At 69.4% G+C, this 16,212-nt stretch carries 12 protein-coding genes and 2 riboswitches; of the genes, 5 read left to right on the plus strand and 7 right to left on the minus strand.

The features are described 5' to 3' along the window. The first annotated feature begins 84 nt into the window (after positions 1 to 84). Complete coding sequence (locus COUCH_RS37270; RefSeq protein WP_249609825.1) at positions 85 to 1,521, plus strand: glycoside hydrolase family 76 protein; 1,437 nt, start codon at positions 85 to 87, stop codon at positions 1,519 to 1,521. On the opposite strand, the gene COUCH_RS37275 is transcribed toward COUCH_RS37270, so the two are convergent. Beyond that, positions 1,518 to 2,120, minus strand: coding sequence for a TetR/AcrR family transcriptional regulator (locus COUCH_RS37275; protein WP_430641022.1), 603 nt, complete (start codon positions 2,118 to 2,120; stop codon positions 1,518 to 1,520). The genes COUCH_RS37270 and COUCH_RS37275 overlap by 4 nt on opposite strands. Before the next feature lie 165 nt (positions 2,121 to 2,285). Between COUCH_RS37275 and COUCH_RS37280 the strand changes: the two genes are divergently transcribed. Together COUCH_RS37280 and COUCH_RS37285 are read left to right on the plus strand one after the other, a co-directional pair. Continuing rightward, positions 2,286 to 3,182, plus strand: a complete 897-nt coding sequence (locus tag COUCH_RS37280; protein ID WP_249609827.1) for an ABC transporter permease — start codon at positions 2,286 to 2,288, stop codon at positions 3,180 to 3,182. After that, entirely contained in the window at positions 3,175 to 3,945 is a 771-nt protein-coding gene (locus COUCH_RS37285; protein ID WP_249609828.1) for an ABC transporter ATP-binding protein, read from the plus strand. The genes COUCH_RS37280 and COUCH_RS37285 overlap by 8 nt, the downstream gene beginning before the upstream one ends. 54 nt (positions 3,946 to 3,999) lie before the next feature. Here COUCH_RS37285 and COUCH_RS37290 read toward each other — a convergent pair whose 3' ends face one another. Next, complete coding sequence (locus tag COUCH_RS37290; RefSeq protein ID WP_249609829.1) at positions 4,000 to 5,076, minus strand: coiled-coil domain-containing protein; 1,077 nt, start codon at positions 5,074 to 5,076, stop codon at positions 4,000 to 4,002. 3 nt (positions 5,077 to 5,079) lie between these two features. Next, a riboswitch (cyclic di-AMP (ydaO/yuaA leader) is annotated at positions 5,080 to 5,214 on the minus strand. Positions 5,215 to 5,495: 281 nt separating this feature from the next. After that, positions 5,496 to 5,632, plus strand: a riboswitch (cyclic di-AMP (ydaO/yuaA leader). A gap of 4 nt (positions 5,633 to 5,636) precedes the next feature. Between COUCH_RS37290 and COUCH_RS37295 the strand changes: the two genes are divergently transcribed. Further along, the gene (locus tag COUCH_RS37295) at positions 5,637 to 6,656 is read left to right on the plus strand and encodes a coiled-coil domain-containing protein (RefSeq protein ID WP_249609830.1); all 1,020 of its coding nucleotides are present in this window, start codon (positions 5,637 to 5,639) and stop codon (positions 6,654 to 6,656) included. 2,044 nt (positions 6,657 to 8,700) lie between these two features. After that, positions 8,701 to 9,114 (plus strand): hypothetical protein, encoded by a 414-nt coding sequence (locus COUCH_RS37300; protein WP_249609831.1) that lies wholly within the window; start codon positions 8,701 to 8,703, stop codon positions 9,112 to 9,114. Positions 9,115 to 9,900: 786 nt separating this feature from the next. Here COUCH_RS37300 and COUCH_RS37305 read toward each other — a convergent pair. The 5 genes from COUCH_RS37305 to COUCH_RS37325 all read right to left on the minus strand — a co-directional run bounded on the left by COUCH_RS37305 (position 9,901) and on the right by COUCH_RS37325 (position 16,014). After that, positions 9,901 to 12,267 carry a glycoside hydrolase family 65 protein gene (locus tag COUCH_RS37305; RefSeq protein ID WP_249609832.1) on the minus strand — a complete coding sequence of 789 codons (2,367 nt, stop codon included), beginning with the start codon at positions 12,265 to 12,267 and terminating at the stop codon, positions 9,901 to 9,903. Positions 12,268 to 12,314: 47 nt separating this feature from the next. Continuing rightward, positions 12,315 to 13,055, minus strand: coding sequence for an HAD family hydrolase (locus tag COUCH_RS37310; protein WP_249609833.1), 741 nt, complete (start codon positions 13,053 to 13,055; stop codon positions 12,315 to 12,317). Between the two features lie 78 nt (positions 13,056 to 13,133). After that, positions 13,134 to 13,646, minus strand: coding sequence for an ATP-binding protein (locus COUCH_RS37315; RefSeq protein WP_249609834.1), 513 nt, complete (start codon positions 13,644 to 13,646; stop codon positions 13,134 to 13,136). A gap of 60 nt (positions 13,647 to 13,706) precedes the next feature. Continuing rightward, complete coding sequence (locus COUCH_RS37320; protein WP_249609835.1) at positions 13,707 to 14,585, minus strand: hypothetical protein; 879 nt, start codon at positions 14,583 to 14,585, stop codon at positions 13,707 to 13,709. A gap of 130 nt (positions 14,586 to 14,715) precedes the next feature. Further along, complete coding sequence (locus COUCH_RS37325) at positions 14,716 to 16,014, minus strand: ABC transporter ATP-binding protein (protein ID WP_249609836.1); 1,299 nt, start codon at positions 16,012 to 16,014, stop codon at positions 14,716 to 14,718. Positions 16,015 to 16,212: the final 198 nt, after the last annotated feature.

Genomic DNA, 16,212 nt, shown 5'->3' on the forward strand with positions numbered 1-16,212 from the left:
ATCTTGAACATTGACTGTTAACGATTTCACTACATTATTAACTGTTACCGACGTGTATCCCCCCGCACGAGAGGTGACATCCCCATGCGCCACAAGAAGTGGATCGCGCTCGCCGCGATCGCCGCCACCACCGCCCTGCAGCTCCAGGGCATCCAGGCCGCGCAGGCGGCCACCGTCTGCAACCGCTACTGCGACGGCCGCGACCCCGCGCTCTCCCCCGGCGACCGGGTCCCCGTCTCCGCCACGCTGTACGGCCGCACCTTCAAGGTGCACGTCGACGACGCCGACGCCATGATCTGGGCGACGCTCGACAACGGGCAGCCCGGAGATCAGGTCTGGCTGGACCGCTCCTTCGACGGCGGCCGCAGCTGGACCGGGGACAGCCGGCTCGGCGACACCACGGTCCCCGCCGGCGCCGGCGGCTGGCGTACCGCCATGTTCAACGTCGACGACTGGAACACCCGCGGCGTCGGGGTGCTGCGGGCCTGCGGCAAGGCCGGCGACCGTCCCGAGCTGGTCTGCACGGCTTGGGCCCGGAGCAACTGGAACGCGGCGGACCGGCGTACCGCCGCGGCCACCGCGCTCATGATGCGCTACGACCGGAACAACGGACTTTTCGACACGAACGGCTGGTGGACCGGCGCGAACGCGCTGACCGCGCTCATCGAGACCAGCCGGATCACCGGCATGCACAGCTACGACTACGCGATCGCCACCACGTACGACAAGCAGATCAATGCGCTGCAGGGCCAGTTCCGCAACGACTACCTGGACGACAGCGGGTGGTGGGGGCTGGCGTGGGTCGCCGCGTACGACCGCACCGGCGACAGCCGCTACCTCAACACGGCCCGGGCCGACGCCGACCACATGTACGCGTACTGGGACACCCGGTGCGGTGGCGGCATCTACTGGAGTACCGCCCGTACGGTGAAGAACGCCATCGCCAACAGCCTCTACATCCAGCTCAACGCGGCGTTGTCGCAGCGCATCGGCGGGGACACCGTCTATCGCGGCCGCGCGCAGGCGGGCTGGGCGTGGTTCCAGGGCACCGGGATGATCAACAGCTCGAACCTCGTGAACGACGGCCTGAACATGAGCACCTGCCGCAACAACGGCGACGTCACGTGGACCTACAACCAGGGCGTGCTGATCAACGCGTTGGTGCAGCTCAACCGGCTCACCGGCGACGCGAACGCGCTCACCGTGGCGCGACGGGTCGCGGACGCGGCGACCACGAGCACCTACCTCAACAGCAACGGGATCCTGCGCGAGCCCAACGAGCCCGACCAGTGCAGCGGCGACGGGGTGACGTTCAAGGGCGCGTTCATCCGCGGGCTGGGCGTGCTCAATGCGGCGGTGGGCCGGCCGTACGACGCGTACCTGCGGCGGCAGGCGGATTCGGCGTACGCGAAGGACCGGAACAGCTTTGATGCGTACGGGAGCCACTGGGCCGGCCCGTACGTCAGCACCAACCACAGCTGCCAGCACAGCGTGCTGGACCTGCTGAACGCCGCTCCCTAAACGCTCGCGCGCAGGGCCCCGGTCACGGAGGATGCCAGATTTTCCAGGTAGTCGTCGTCGATCGGGGTCCGCGCCACGGCCAGCCGCCAGTAGAGCGGGCCCAGCATGAGGTCGACCGCCAGCTCCGGGTCCGTACCGGCGGGCAGCTCCCCCCGCTCGACCGCTTGACCGACGATCTTCTCGCCCACGGCCAGCTGGTGGGTACGCAGCGCGCGCTGCAGCGTCTCGGCGATCTTCGGGTTCCGGGCGGCCTCGGCCATCAGGTCGGGGATGATCTGGGAGGCGATCCGGTGCTGCAGCGCCTTGCTGACGATGAACATCAGCAGTTGCAGGTCGGTGGCGAAGCTACCGGTGTCGGGCATCGGCACGCTACGCTCCGCCACACCGGAGACGATCTCGAGGACCATCTCCAGCTTGTTGCTCCACCGGCGGTAGATGGCGGTCTTGCCGACCCCGGCCCGGCGCGCCACCGCCTCGATGGACAGCCGCCCGTAGCCGACCTCGGCCAGCTCGTTCATCACCGCGTTCCGGATGGCCGCGGTGATGTCACCGCGGAGCACCGCCGCTCCGGCAGGTGCGCGTTTCGCTGTCGCCACCAGGTCACTATACGCGAGGACGCAACGGTTGCGTTTCGACGCTTCGTCGGATAAGTTCGGCGCAACGTCGATACGATAGCGTTTCATCGCGTCAGACTGTTTACTGTGTTCCCGCGCAAGTCACCCAGGTCCCACCCCGACGGACCGACCAGATCGGAGCGCCACCCCATGACACAGACGGCGGTCGCCGATTCGGACACCGGCATCCCACTGAGAGAGCTGGCCCGGCGGCACGGCCTCACCGCCGCCGGCCGGCTGCCCGGCCTGCCGGCGTACTCGCGGCAGCTGTGGTCGTACCGGCACTTCATCGCCTCGTACGCGAACGCCAAGGTGATGTCGTCGCTGGGCAAGACGCGGCTCGGCATGGTCTGGCAGGTGCTGACCCCGCTGATCAACGCGGCCGTGTACTACGTGATCTTCGGTGTCGTGCTCAACACGAAGCACAACATCGACAACTTCGTCGCGTACCTGTGCACCGGCGTCTTCATCTTCCAGTTCACCCAGTCCGTGGTGCAGGCCGGCATCCAGGCGATCAGCGGCAACCTCGGGCTGATCCGCGCGCTGCACTTCCCGCGCGCCAGCCTGCCACTGGCGATCACCATGGTCGAGGTGCGCAACATGCTCGCCTCGATGGCCGTGCTGATGGTCATCGTGGTGAGCTTCGGCGAGGCGATCACCTGGCAGTGGCTGCTGGTCGTGCCGATCTTCCTGCTCCAGTCGGTCTTCAACGCCGGCCTGGCCATGGCCGCCGCCCGGCTGGGTTCCAAGGTCGCCGACTTCAAGCAGCTCGTCCCGTTCATCATGCGGATCTGGCTGTACGGCTCGGCCGTGCTCTACCCGGTCACCCGCTTCACCGATCACCTCAGCGGCTGGAAGCTCGCGATCGTCGAGGCCAACCCGCTGCTCGTCTTCATCGACCTGATGCGCCACGCGCTGATGGAGGACGTGCCGCTCGCCGCGAGCCCGATGGTGCTGTGGCTCGAGGCCATCGGCTGGACCGTCGCGGTCGGCATCGGCGGATACGTCTACTTCTGGCGCGGAGAGAAGGGGTACGGTCGTGGCTGACCAGCGCGAACCCACCGTGATCGTGGACGACGCGCACGTCGTCTACCGGGTCCACCAGGCCGGCAGCGCCGGTACGGGCAGCCCGATCGCCAGCTTCAAGCGGATCGTCACCGGCACGAAGCCCGCCACGCTGCGCGAAGTGCACGCCATCAAGGGTGTGAGCTTCGTCGCGTACAAGGGTGAGGCGATCGGCCTCATCGGCACGAACGGGTCGGGCAAGTCCACGCTCCTGCGGGCCATCGCGGGCCTGCTGCCGGTGGAGAAGGGCGCCATCTACGCCGCGGGCCAGCCGTCGCTGCTCGGCGTCAACGCGGCCCTGATGAACGACCTGCCCGGCGAGCGCAACGTGGTGCTCGGCTGCCTGGCCATGGGCATGTCCCCGGCCCAGGTGAAGTCGCAGGTCAAGGACATCATCGACTTCTCCGGCATCAACGAGCGGGGCGACTTCAGCTCGCTGCCGATGCGGACGTACTCGTCCGGCATGGCCGCCCGGCTGCGCTTCTCCATCGCCGCCGCGAAGAAGCACGACGTGCTGCTGATCGACGAGGCGCTGGCCACCGGCGACGCCAAGTTCCGCAAGCGCAGCGAGCAGCGGGTCCGTGACCTGCGTGCCGAGGCCGGCACGGTCTTCCTGGTGAGCCACAGCGAGCAGTCGATCCGGGACACCTGCGAGCGCTGCATCTGGCTCGAGTCGGGCCTGATCCGCGGCGACGGGCCCACCGAGGAAGTGCTCAAGGAGTACGAGTCCTTCGTCAAGAAGTGACGTCGTCTGCTGAGAAGGGGCGGCCCTCGGGCCGCCCCTTCTGTGTCCGTACGGTTACCGCATCGACAGGTGCACGTGGTTCGTGTGGTCGCTGGACGGGTCCCCGTTGCCCCGGCTGTACGCCTTCCAGCCGCTGCTCGGCAGCCAGATGCGTCTGAACCAGATCACGTAGAGCACGCCCAGCCGGCTCGCGTTGTTGATGAAGTAGTTCGCCAGCCGGTTGCCGTAGTCCCGGCTGCTGCCGGAAGCCACGCCGCCGAAGCCGTTCTTGTCGGCGGCGAAGTCGCACGCCCGGCCCTTCGGATGCTCACCGCTGTTCTGATGGCGGAAGCAGGCCACGTAGTGGTTGAAGCCCGCCCGCTGCGCCTCCTGCATCGCGTGCAGCGTGCGCGGCGTGATGCACCCGCTGGTGGTCGGGTCGTTGACGCTGCACGACTCGTCGGGCAGCGAACCGTCGGAGTTGCGCGGCGCCGCCGACGCCCGGGAGCTGCTGCCACTGCTGCCGGACCCGTTCGAGCCGCTCGACGCGGAGCCCTCGTCATCGGCGGCCGCGTTGGCCGCCTTCAGCGCGTTCTCCGCCTGCGCCTTGCGCTTGGCCATGATGGTGACCTGGCGCTGCTGGTCGCGGATCTCGGCGTCGATCGCGGCCTTGGCCTGTGCCTGCTTGGTACGCGCGTCCTTGAGATCCCGGATGGCGCGGTCCTGCTTCACCGCGACCGTCTGCAGCGTCGCCACCCGGTCCAGCAGGCCGTCGGTGGAGTCCGCCGTGAGCAGGGCGCTCATCGGGCCCAGCCGACCGGTGCGGTACGACTGCCGGACGATGTCGTCCAGCGCGCCCTGCTTCGGCCCGAGCTCGGCGTCGATCTCCTTGAGGCGCGTCGCCAGTTGCTGCTGACGCTGCTTCGAGCGGTCGAGCGCCTCCTTCGCCTCGACGAAGCCCTTGGAGGCGGCCTCCAGCTGTTCGACGAGCGACTTGGAGCCGCCCTCACCGTCGTCGCCGGAGTCTCCGGGCGCGGCGAGCGGGCGGGGAGCCGCGGTGGCCGCGGCCGGGGCGACGAGTGCCAGCCCCGTGGTGGCGGCGAGGACGGCGAGCACCGTGGCTAATCGCCGGCGGACAGGGTGGAGCCTCACGTACGTTCCTTCCGTCGGCCGCCGACCGGGTTAGCTGACGGGTTCGGGACGGAAGTGATCCCTACCGCGACCTGCGGATTCACCCCATTACCGGATGGGTCCCCGGCTCGCCTCGCGGCGATTGGGCGGCGATTCCGTGATGGAACCGTGACGAACACTACCCATCGATTCGCCTTATCGACAGGTGTCGCACTCTCGGTCGCGTAATGAACACGCATCGTCAGATTGCACGGGAGAAAATGGAACGAGTCACATTGATGGGGGGTTACGCGGTATGACCTGCGTCATTCCATCGAGTGGTGACGGAAAGTCGTTGCGCCGTAACAGATTCTTCGAGCGTCGCGAGTCCTGAGGAGCGGCCCGGAGTCAGGTAAGCTTTCCGCCGGTCACTGCCAAGAAGGCACCGCCCCCGAGGTGCCGGCGGACCACCGCTCAATCGCCGAGAGGCGAGCCGGGGAACCACGTAGTAATGGGGTGAATCCGCGCAGTCAGCGGTAGGGATCGCTTCCGTCCCGAACCCGTCAGCTAACCCGGTCGGCGGCAACACGGAAGGAAACTGGATGACGGCAAGAGCACGCCAGTGGCTCGTTCTCGCCCTGGCACCCCTCGTCGCGGTCTCGCTGATCGCGGCCCCGGCCTCGCCCGCCGGCGCGGCTCCGGGCGGCGGCAACTCGTCGACCGCTGACGACGGCGACGACAACCCCATGCTCAACGAGGTGCTCGACAGCACGGGCCGCCGCTATCTCGCGGCGAAGACGGCGGTCGCCAAGTCGACCAAGAACCAGCTCGCGCTCGCCCTGCAGGTCAAGGACGCCGAGGCCAAGCGCGACGCGCTGCTGCCCCAGGTCGGCGCCGTCGCGGCCCAGCAGTACCGCACCGGCGGCCTGTCCACCATGGGCTTCCTGCTCAACGTGCGCTCGCCCGGCGGCTTCATCGACAAGGCCGTCTCGCTCGAGGAGATCAACGCCCTCAACGACGGCAAGCTCCGCGAGCTCGACGCGGCCATCGACGCGGTCGCCACCGCCAAGGCCCGGCTCGACCAGGAGGTCAGGGCGCAGAAGCAGAACCTCCAGGCGATGCAGAAGCAGAAGGAATCGGCGGAGAAGGCCCTCAACCTGGTCGGCGGCGACACCGTGACCGGCGGCTTCGTCCTCGCCAACTCCCCGAAGGCGGCCCCCGCCCCCCGCAACGCCGACGGCGAGTTCGGCCCCGAGGCCTGCAACGTCAACGACCCGACGACGAGCGGCTGCATCACCGCCCGCACGCTGCACATGTACAAGGAAGTCAAGAAGGCGGGCTTCAACCGCTTCGTGGGCTGCCACCGCAACGGCGGTCCGTTCGAACACCCCAAGGGCCGCGCCTGCGACTGGTCCCTGCAGAAGAGCGGCTTCTCCCCCTGGCACAACCAGGACACCCGCGAGTACGGCAACAACCTGATGGCCTTCCTGGTCCGCAACGCCGACCGCCTAGGCATCCTCTACGTCATCTGGAACCGCATGATCTGGTTCCCGGCAACAGGCTGGAAGAACTACCACGGGGTCAGCAACCACACAGACCACGTCCACGTCTCCATGCTCTAGCCGCCCCCACAGGACGCCAGAAGCCCCCATGCCCCCGCCTCAGCGAGGGGCACGGGGGCTTCTCGCTGCAACGCCCCCCACACACACGGCTGCCGCCATCAACCCAACCGCCACCAAGGCGTCCGAGGCGGTCCGAGGCGCCCCGGGCGCCGCCCGTGTCCTCCGGAGCGCCGGCGCTGCTCATCCGCCCAGCCCTGTCCGCCGGCCTTACCCGCCCCCTCTCGGTCCCACCACCCGGCCCGCTCAGCACAGCCCGCCACAGCCCGGCCCGCTGAGCACAGCCCGCCGCTCCCCGACCCGCTCAGCACAGCCTGCCCAGCGCTGCCCGGACCGCCCGGCACAGCCCGCCGCTCCCCGACCCGCTCAGCACAGCCTGCCCAGCGCTGCCCGGACCGCCCGGCACAGCCCGCCGCTCCCCGACCCGCTCAGCACAGCCTGCCCAGCGCTGCCCGGACCGCCCGGCACAGCCTGCCCAGCGCTGCCCGGACCGCCCGGCACAGCCTGCCCAGCGTTGCCCGGACCGCCCGGCACAGCCCGCCGCTCCCCGGCCCCCTCGGCACAGCCTGCCCAGCGCTGCCCGGACCGCCCGGCCGCGTCCGGCCGTTCTCGGTGTCACTGCTCGCCGCTGCCCGTCCCGCTCAGCGCAGCCCGGCCCACCGAGCACTGCCCGGCCTTGCTCAGGCACTCCCCCTGCCCGAGCGCTGCGTGCAACCGCGAGTCCCAGTACTGCCTGCGGCTCAGAGTCGCAATGCCTACCGGGAACCGTCATTCCGGACTATTGCGGCCGGCATCAAGTCGGCATGCTGCGCCCGACCTTCAGCCGCCGCACTCTTCGCCACACACACTCCTCCCCTGCCTTGCGCCAGCTGCCCTCTCAGTGCGCCCGTGACGGCTTCGTGCCGGCTGAGCCCCGGCATGGCTCGTGAGGTGGCCATGGATGCGCGCGTCTCGCCGGTCTTGCTAGCGACGACAAGGCCTTGGCGTCACCTTGGCTATTCGTGGCGTCCAGCTGCTGTCGGCGCTTCAACGGAACCCCTTTCCGGTCCAACTCACCTGAGTTTATCGAAGCTGGGTGACCACTTATCTGTGACAGTCATCCCCTTTTTCAGGTGATCATTTAATGGAAGTGGCAGACGGGGTGCGGAACAATTTTTCCATGCGGCAGCTAGAGCTTTTCTCGGTGGCGGAATTGGCCGCGATGCGGGACCGGACCGCGTCACGTGGCTATTCGCCCGCACGGGAGGAGTTCCGCCGAGAGCATGCTCGTCATCGGGCCTGGGGGTTGGCACGGAGGCACGCCACGAAGCTGCGCCGCCTGCACGACGATCGCCGCCCGGACCGGCCATTGGACGGGCGCAGCCCGGCACGACCGGAGCGCGAGCGCGGTCCAGCACGACTAGGGCACGAGCGGAGTTCAGCGCGACTAGGGAACGAGCGGGGCTCAGCCCAGCAGCCACCCCACGGGCTGGACCCAACGCCACCGGTACACGGGAGCTGCTCGGCGCGACCAGGGCACGAGCGGAATCCAGCGCAGCCAACATACGAGCCCGGCCCAACGCAACCGGTACAAGAAGGCAGCCCGGCACGGTCGATGACGCATCGGAGTGCAGCTGCCTCGGAGCCGAAGCCGCCGACGTTTCGCCGTCCACAGCGGGAGCGTCCGGGGCGTTCGGACGTGCCTGCCGTCCCGCCGGTAGAGGCGCAAGGTGCTGCCCGACTGGCGGCGGGTCCGGGTGTCGACTGGGCCGAGCCAGTAGCAGCCGCTGACGTCACCACAACGGTGGAGGGTGAATCACCGGCACCGGCGGCGAAAATTGACACTGGTATCGATTCTTCAAGCGACCTCAGAAAGCGACCTGCTACCGCCGGCCGTCGCGGTCGCTGCTGGCCGGTAATGGGTCAACCGCCCGGGCTGGTGGCAGGCGGCGGGGCACAGAAAGCGGTGAAGAGAGGCTCACCGTTATCGCGACGGGTGGCGCGGAAAGCGGTAGGTATTTGGCTACCGTTATCGCGGACGGAATTGCTGCGACGATCGGTGGTGCGGATGGCTCGGAAGGTTCTTCGGCTGATCGGGTACTGGCGCGGGGATCGCGACGCGATGCGCTGGCCGGACGTGCGGGACTTCATGGGCACGGGGGCTGGCGGGGCGGACAGTGCAGTGGCTGCGTATCTGCGGTCGGGGACCCTTTTCGCTGCTGCCGCTGGGCGTTCGCCGTGCCGAGTGTGCGGGGTCGCCAATGGCAGTGGGGAGGTCACTGATGGTGAGCTTTTCGTCTGGCCGGAGGGGCTCAGCCACTACGTCGAGGCTCACGGTGTGGTGTTGCCTGAGGAGGTGGTCGCCGCGGCTCGGCGGGGTGTGGCGCGGGCGGTTGATTCGTCCGAGTTTGTGCGGAAGATGTTTGACAGCGGCGAGATCGTGATCGACGACGAATGGTGGGGGCGGTTCAGCGGTCGCTGAGCCGGCAGGAGGCAGCGGGAGCGGCGGGGAAGCCCCGGGGAAACTGCTAGGGACGCCCCGGAGGAAGCGCTAGGGAAGCGCCCGGAATAGACGCCGGGGAAGCCACTCACCGAAGCGGCGAGACCGCGAGGCAGCACAAGCGCCGGGGGCTCATGACCGGGTCGACGTGGTGTGCCGCGACGGTGAGCGCGCAGCCTGCCTCGTGGTGGCCGTCGACGACCGCTGACGCGTCTGACGCAGGGCGAGCGCTGGGGATCCGCTCATCGCGGTGGCCGGTCGACAACCGCTGACGCGTCTGACGCAGGGCCAGCGCTGGGGATCCGCTCATCGCGGTGGCCGGTCGACAACCGCTGACGCGCCTGACGCAGGGCCAGCGCCGGGGATCCGCTCATCGCGGTGGCTGGCCGACAACCGCTGACGCACCTGACGCAGGGCCAGCGCCGGGGATCCGCTCATCGCGGTGGCCGGCCGGCGGCTGTCCCACGCACGAGGCAGAGCAAGCACCGGGGATCCGGGTACGGCGGCAGCTGGTCGAGGCGGAACGAGCGTCGGGGATCCACTCATCGCCGCGGCGAAGGTGATGGCTGCCCTGTGCGTTCGGGGAGGGGCGGTGGGGTGGGGTGCACGTGCCGGTGTTGATGGGGGGCGAGGCGGAGCGAGCCTGAGACCAGGCACGGAGAAAGAAGGCCGAGGGCCAGCGGATGCTGGGCCCCCGGCCGGCCTCGACGGGAGTTGCGGTCTGTACCACCCGCCGAGCTACGACATCTTGATCTTGATCTTTCGAAGTTACGAGCCTGTGGCGCGGCGGACCGGGGCCCGGCCGGCCGGCTGGGTCGGGGCCGGGCCGGTGGGCGGGGCCGGGGGGATCGGCAGGACGACCGGCTTGACCTGGGTGATCGTCACTTCCTTGCCGTGGTGGATGAGGTCGAGGCGGGCCGAGCCGCCGCCGTTGCGGAGCGAGTACGTGACCTCGGTCGGTGCCACCTCGACGCGGAGTCGCAGGCCGCGCCAGAGCAGGGAGAACTCCAGGTTGTTGATGCGGCTCGGCAGGCGCGGGGCGAACGAGAGCTGGCCGTTGTAGTCGCGCATGCCGCCCAGGCCCGCCACGAGGGCGATCCAGGAGCCCGCCAGCGACGCCACGTGGACGCCGTCGCGGGCGTTCTGGTGCAGGTCGTGCAGGTCCATCAGGGCCGCTTCGCCCAGGTAGTCGTGGGCCAGCTCGACGTGGCCCACCTCCGCCGCGATGACGGCCTGGACGCAGGCCGACAGCGAGGAGTCACGGACCGTACGGGCGTCGTAGTAGGCGAAGTTGCGCGCCTTCTCCTCCGGGGTGAACGCGTCACCGCGGATGTACATCGCCATGACGAGGTCCGCCTGCTTCACCACCTGCTTGCGGTAGAGGTCGAAGTAGGGGTAGTTGAGCAGCAGCGGGTACGCCTCCGGCGGAGTGTTCTCGAAGTCCCACTCCTGCAGGCGCGTGAAGCCCTCCGACTGCTGGTGCACGCCCAGCTCACGGTCGTACGGGATGTGCACGGCAGCCGCCGCGTCCCGCCACGACGCCGACTCCTCGTCGTCCACGCCCAGCTTGCGGGCCAGGTCGGGGTGGCGCTTGGCCGCATCCGCCGCCGCGAACAGGTTCTGCTGCGCCATCAGGTTGGTGTAGACGTTGTCGTCCACCACCGCCGTGTACTCGTCCGGGCCGGTGACGCCGTCGATGTGGAAGCGGCCGTGGCGGTCGTGGTGGCCCAGCGAACGCCACAGCCGGGCGGTCTCGACGAGCAGCTCCAGGCCGACCTCACGTTCGAAGTCGTAGTCGCCGGTGGCCGAGACGTAGCGGCGGACCGCGTCGGCGATGTCGGCGCCGATGTGGAAGCCGGCCGTGCCCGCCGGCCAGTACGCCGAGCACTCCTGCCCGCGGATGGTGCGCCACGGGAAGGCTGCGCCCTGCAGCCCGAGGGTCTGCGCGCGCTCCTTGGCCAGATCCAGCGTGGAGTGCCGCCAGCGCAGCACGTCCGCGGCCGCCGAGGGCTGGGTGTACGTGAGGGCGGGCAGCACGAACGTCTCGGCGTCCCAGAACGTGTGGCCGTCGTAGCCGGGGCCGGAGAGGCCCTTGGAGCCGATCGGCCGCTGCTCGGCGCGGGCACCGGCCTGCAGCGTGTGGAACAGCCCGAAGCGGACCGCCTGCTGCACCTCCGGGTCGCCCTCGACCTTGACGTCGGAGTGGTCCCAGAACTCGTCGAGGTACTCGCGCTGGGCCTCGATGAGGCCGTCCCAGCCGTCGAGGCGCGCGCTGGCGAGGGCGGCGCCGACCTGGTCACGCACGGCGGGCAGCGAGCGGTGGCTGGACCAGCCGTACGCGGCGAGCTTGACCACCCGCAGCTTCTGGCCGGGCTCGAGCTTGCAGGCGACCGTGGTGCGCAGCCAGTCGGGGTGGCCCTCGGTGGTGATGGCGTGCTTGCCGGGCGCGTCGACGAGGTGTTCCATCGCCGCGGCCATCCGCAGCCCGCTGGCCTTGGTCTGGTGCACGAGCAGGCCGCCGGTGCGCTGCTCGAGCATCTCCTCGGCCTGCAGCGGGTGGTCGAGCACCGCGGCGACGCGCGGGTCCTTGCTGGTCGGGGGCAGCTGCTCGTTGGCGACGAGCTCCGACTGCAGGATCAGCCGGGCGGAGGCGTCGATCGGCTCGACCTCGTAGAGGAACGCGACGACGGACCGCTGGGTGAAGGAGACCATGCGTACGGTGCGCACGCGGATCGCCTGGCCGGACGGCGACACCCACTCCACGGTCCGCTCCAGCGTGCCCGCCCGCAGGTCGAGCGTGCGCTCGTGGGACCGCAGCTCGCCGTAGCGCACGTCGAACGGCTCGTCGTCCACCAGCAGCCGCATGAGCTTGGCGTTGGTGACGTTCACCATGGTCTGCCCCGACTCGGGGAAGCCGTAGCCGGCCTCCGCGTACGGCAGCGGCCGCAGCTCGTAGAACGAGTTGAGGTAGGTGCCGGGCAGGCCGTGCGGCTCGCCCTCGTCCAGGTTCCCGCGGATGCCGATGTGGCCGTTGGCCAGGGCGAAGACCGACTCGGACTGGGCCAGGAGATCAAGGTCCAGCCGGGTTTCCCGGATGTGCCAGGGGTCGACGGGATAGGCCCGTTCACGGATCACGGTGGTGCCTCTCGCAACTGAGAAAGAGAAAGTCAGATATGGGGGTGTTACCGGGTGAGCAGTTCGGCGAGGTCCTGCACCACGATGTCGGCGCCGTGCTCCCGCAGAGCGTCGGCCTGACCCACCCGGTCAACGCCGATCACGATGCCGAACCCGCCGGCCCGGCCGGCCTCGACGCCGGCGAGCGCATCCTCGAAGACAGCGCAGTTCTCCGGGGGGATGCCGAGCAGCTTGGCGCCGTAGAGGAACGTGTCCGGCGCGGGCTTACCGGGCAATTGTTCCGCACGAGCCGTCACGCCGTCCACGCGCGCCTCGAGGAGATCAGCGATCTTGGCTGCTTCCAGCACGTCTTTGCAGTTGGCGCTCGCCGACACCACGGCGCGGCGCAGACCCGCGTCCTTCGCGGCGTGCAGGTAGTCCACGGATCCGGGGTAGACCTGTACGGCGCCCTCACGGATCTTCTGCAGGACCAGCAAGTTCTTGCGGTTACCGACGCCGTTGACGGTCTCCTCGTCGGGACCGTCCTCGGGCGCGCCTTCGGGCAGGGTGATGCCCCGCGAGGCGAGGAACGTGCGGACCCCGTCGGCGCGCTGCCGGCCGTCGACGTACCGGTGATAGTCGGCACCGGTGTCGAACGGCACAAAGGGCTGCCCGTGCCGGGCGGACCAGTCCTGGAGGAACGCGTCGAAGGTCTGTTTCCACGCCGCGTTGTGGACCAGGGCGGTCTGGGTGAGCACGCCGTCGAGATCGAAAAGGCATGCCGTCACATGAGGAGGTAGTCCGAGCACCGGCCTAATGTAGTCGCCCGCGTCGGCCGACGCGCTTGAATGCCGTTGTCGACATTTCCACGGCGTTTCATCCGTGGTTCAGCTTCCGGTCGAAGCCCCATTGACCAGGTCGGACGTGGTATGCCGGCCGGGCAGGGCGACCCGCAGTCCGATAGTTGTCCCGATCGGGCCGGTCGCCATCGTGACCTCGTCGCACAGCTGGTACGCCAGCCAGATCCCCCGGCCGCCGTCCTCGAAGGCCGCCGGCACCGCGGGTGGCCGCCGGAACCGCTCGGGAATGCCGGGGCCGGCGTCGGTGACCGTGCACCACACCGAGTCCCCCGTGCGGGTCAGCACCAGCCGGCCGCTGCCGCCGGCGTGCAGGACGACGTTCGTGATCACCTCGTTGACCGCGAGCACGAAACCGTCGAGGCGGTCGCTGAGCAGGCCGCGTTCAAGGTGCTGGAGCACCTCGTGCCGCAGGACGGTGATGTCGTCGCGCCCGAACACCCGGTCGAGCAGCGGGCCGGTTTCTCCGTACGCCGAGGGGGCGCCCGAGGGCTCCCTGCCCGGAGCCGGACGCAGCACTTCGTGGTCGACGGTTTCCTCCACCGCCGAGCAGCCTACGCTGTGTACCGCCTCCGTGGCAGTCGTGCAGCCCGGGAAATCGGGTCAGAACAGGTGCGAGAGCGTCCGGAAGATCTCGGCGTAGAAGTTGCCGTCGATCTCGCGGTACAGGCTGAACTTCATGCCCGGGCTGCCGAAGAAGGGCCGCAGCGTCCACGCCAGCTGGGTGCCGACGAAGCCGAACAGCAGGATCCAGACATACAGCAGCGTCATGCTGGGCGGTGCCTGCTGCTTGACCGGCCGCGGCGCCGGGCGCTGGTGTCCGATCGGGGTCAGCATGTAGCCCGGCGGGACAGCCGGCGGCTGCGGCGCCGGTGCCGTGGCCGGCGGGGTCCCGTTGGCTGCCGCGCCGACGGCGACGGGCTCCGGCACCGCGACGGCCGGGCTCACCGGAGCCTCGGCCGGCACGGCGGGCTTCTCGGGCGCCAGCAGGCCGTGCTCGTTGAGCACCCGCATGCCGCCGGTGAGGAAACGCAGCCCCACCAGCGCGGACAGCGCGAGGATCACGACGTTGAGGAGCTTGAAGAAGCTGTAGTCGGGCGCCGTGATCAGGAAGAACAGCGCGATCGGCGCGAACGCCAGCGCGAGCATCGCGGTCACGGTCAGTGCCACCATGACCAGGGCCAGGGACTGGCGTACGGACAGCCGCGCGCCGAACACCAGGTTGAACAGGTACAGCGTCGGCAGGCAGATCGCCAGCGTGACCAGGAACAGCAGCGGCAGCTTCACCGCCGAGGTCAGCGCCATCAGGACACTGTGGAAGGAACCGAGGACCGCTCCGTAACAGGCCAGGGCGATCACCGAGCTCACGAGCATCTGCCCGGTGAGCTTGGACAACGACCGATCCTCGACCACCTGCTGCCAGATGCCCTGCCGGTCGCGCAGGATCCGCTCGATCACCAACAGTCCGGACGCGTTCGCCATCATCGCCACCCTTCTGGGGTTGGACGTCGATACGCCCTCGCACCGACGTGCGGCGAACGATACGGCACCGTGTCAACGGCACCGGAGCGTCGAGCGGCCGCACCCTTCAGAAGGTGCAAGAAAGGGTGATTCAGCGCCAGCCGATGTCGATGCGGTCGCCGCGCTCGTCGAAGAAGTGAAGCGCATCCATCCGTACGCCGACCGCCAGCGGATGCCCCGGCGTCACGGCCGGGTACGGGGCCAGCCGCACCGCCAGCTCCGCGGGACGCCGGTGGTGCCGCCCCGGGTCGCTCAGCACCGAGGCCTTCTCCTGGCCCTCCCGCTCCAGCGCCGCCCGCTCCGTACGCCCGGTCAGCCGCTGCAGCGCGCCCCCGAAGCGCCGCAGCGCCCCGCCCGTCGGCGCGGCGTCCCCGACGCCCTTGCCCATCTCGTCGACGACGATCGCGGTGGCCCCGATGTCGAGGAACGCCAGCGACTCGTGCCCGTGGTGCTCGAGGTAGCGGATGCGGCCCTGCAGCACGTCGCCCGGTGCGTCGGGCGCGACCGGGGTGAGCGCCTCGGCCCGCATGCCGACGACGATGCGCTCGCCGTGGTAGTGCGCGATGGCCCGCGCACGCAGGTCGGTCCAGGGCAGGTAGAGCGCCTGCTCGCCGAGGTTCAGGGCGATGTAGCGGTCGAGGTGCACGTAGACCGAGGCCTCGAGCAGGTTCATCCGGGGCGAGCCGAGGAACGCCGCGACGTAGAGGGTCGCGGGGCGGCCGTACACCTCGGTCGGGGTGCCGATGTCCTGCAGCACGCCGCGACGCATGATCGCGACGCGGTCGGCCATGGTGAGCGCCTCGGCCTGGTCGTGCGTGACGTACATGGTGGTGACGCCGAGCTCCCGGGTCAGGCCGGTGATCTCCGCGCGCAGCTCGGCCCGCAGCCCGCTGTCCAGGTTCGACAGCGGCTCGTCCATGAGGAAGAGGCCGGGACGGCGCACGATGGCCCGGCCCATCGCGACCCGCTGCCGCTGGCCGCCGGAGAGCTGCGCCGGCTTGCGGCCCAGCACGTCGCCGATGCCGAGCGCGCTGGCCACGTCGCCGATCCGCTCACCGCGCGAGCCCGGCTCGACGCGGGAGAGCTTGAGCGGGAAGCCGATGTTGTCCCCGACCGTCATGTGCGGGTACAGGGCGAAGTCCTGGAAGACCATGGCGATCTGCCGGTCCCGGGGCGCCAGGTCCATCACCGGTTCGCCGTTGAGCAGGATCGCGCCGTCGCTCGGGTCCTCAAGCCCGGCGATCATGCGCAGCACCGTCGACTTGCCGCATCCGGACGGGCCCAGCAGGACCATGAACTCGCCGTCCTGCACATCGAGGCTGACCTTGTCGACGGCCACGGTCCCGTCCGGCCAGACCTTCGTGACGTCCTTGAGCGCGACGGTGGACACCGTCAACCTCCTGCATATGAGCTGCGACGATGGCTTAGCGTGACCAGACGCATCGATGGTTGCCATCGGGTGAACGGCCATTCGCCGTGAGTCACCGGACCGTCACACTCATGAATGCCGTGACAAGATCGATAATTGAGATCGTTGCCGCAGGCCAGCCGCGTACGTCGCTTCCAGTGCAGGTGGGACCGGGTTTCC

The organism is Couchioplanes caeruleus, from assembly GCF_023499255.1.
Classification (GTDB): domain Bacteria; phylum Actinomycetota; class Actinomycetes; order Mycobacteriales; family Micromonosporaceae; genus Actinoplanes; species Actinoplanes caeruleus_A.

Excerpts from the sequence above, each read along its gene's own strand:
- COUCH_RS37270 (WP_249609825.1), top strand. The coding sequence starts at position 85 with ATGCGCCACAAGAAGTGGATCGCGCTCGCCGCGATCGCCGCCACCACC.
- COUCH_RS37280 (WP_249609827.1), top strand. The coding sequence starts at position 2,286 with ATGACACAGACGGCGGTCGCCGATTCGGACACCGGCATCCCACTGAGA.
- COUCH_RS37295 (WP_249609830.1), top strand. The coding sequence starts at position 5,637 with ATGACGGCAAGAGCACGCCAGTGGCTCGTTCTCGCCCTGGCACCCCTC.
- COUCH_RS37300 (WP_249609831.1), top strand. The coding sequence starts at position 8,701 with ATGGCTCGGAAGGTTCTTCGGCTGATCGGGTACTGGCGCGGGGATCGC.
- COUCH_RS37320 (WP_249609835.1), bottom strand. The coding sequence starts at position 14,585 with ATGGCGAACGCGTCCGGACTGTTGGTGATCGAGCGGATCCTGCGCGAC.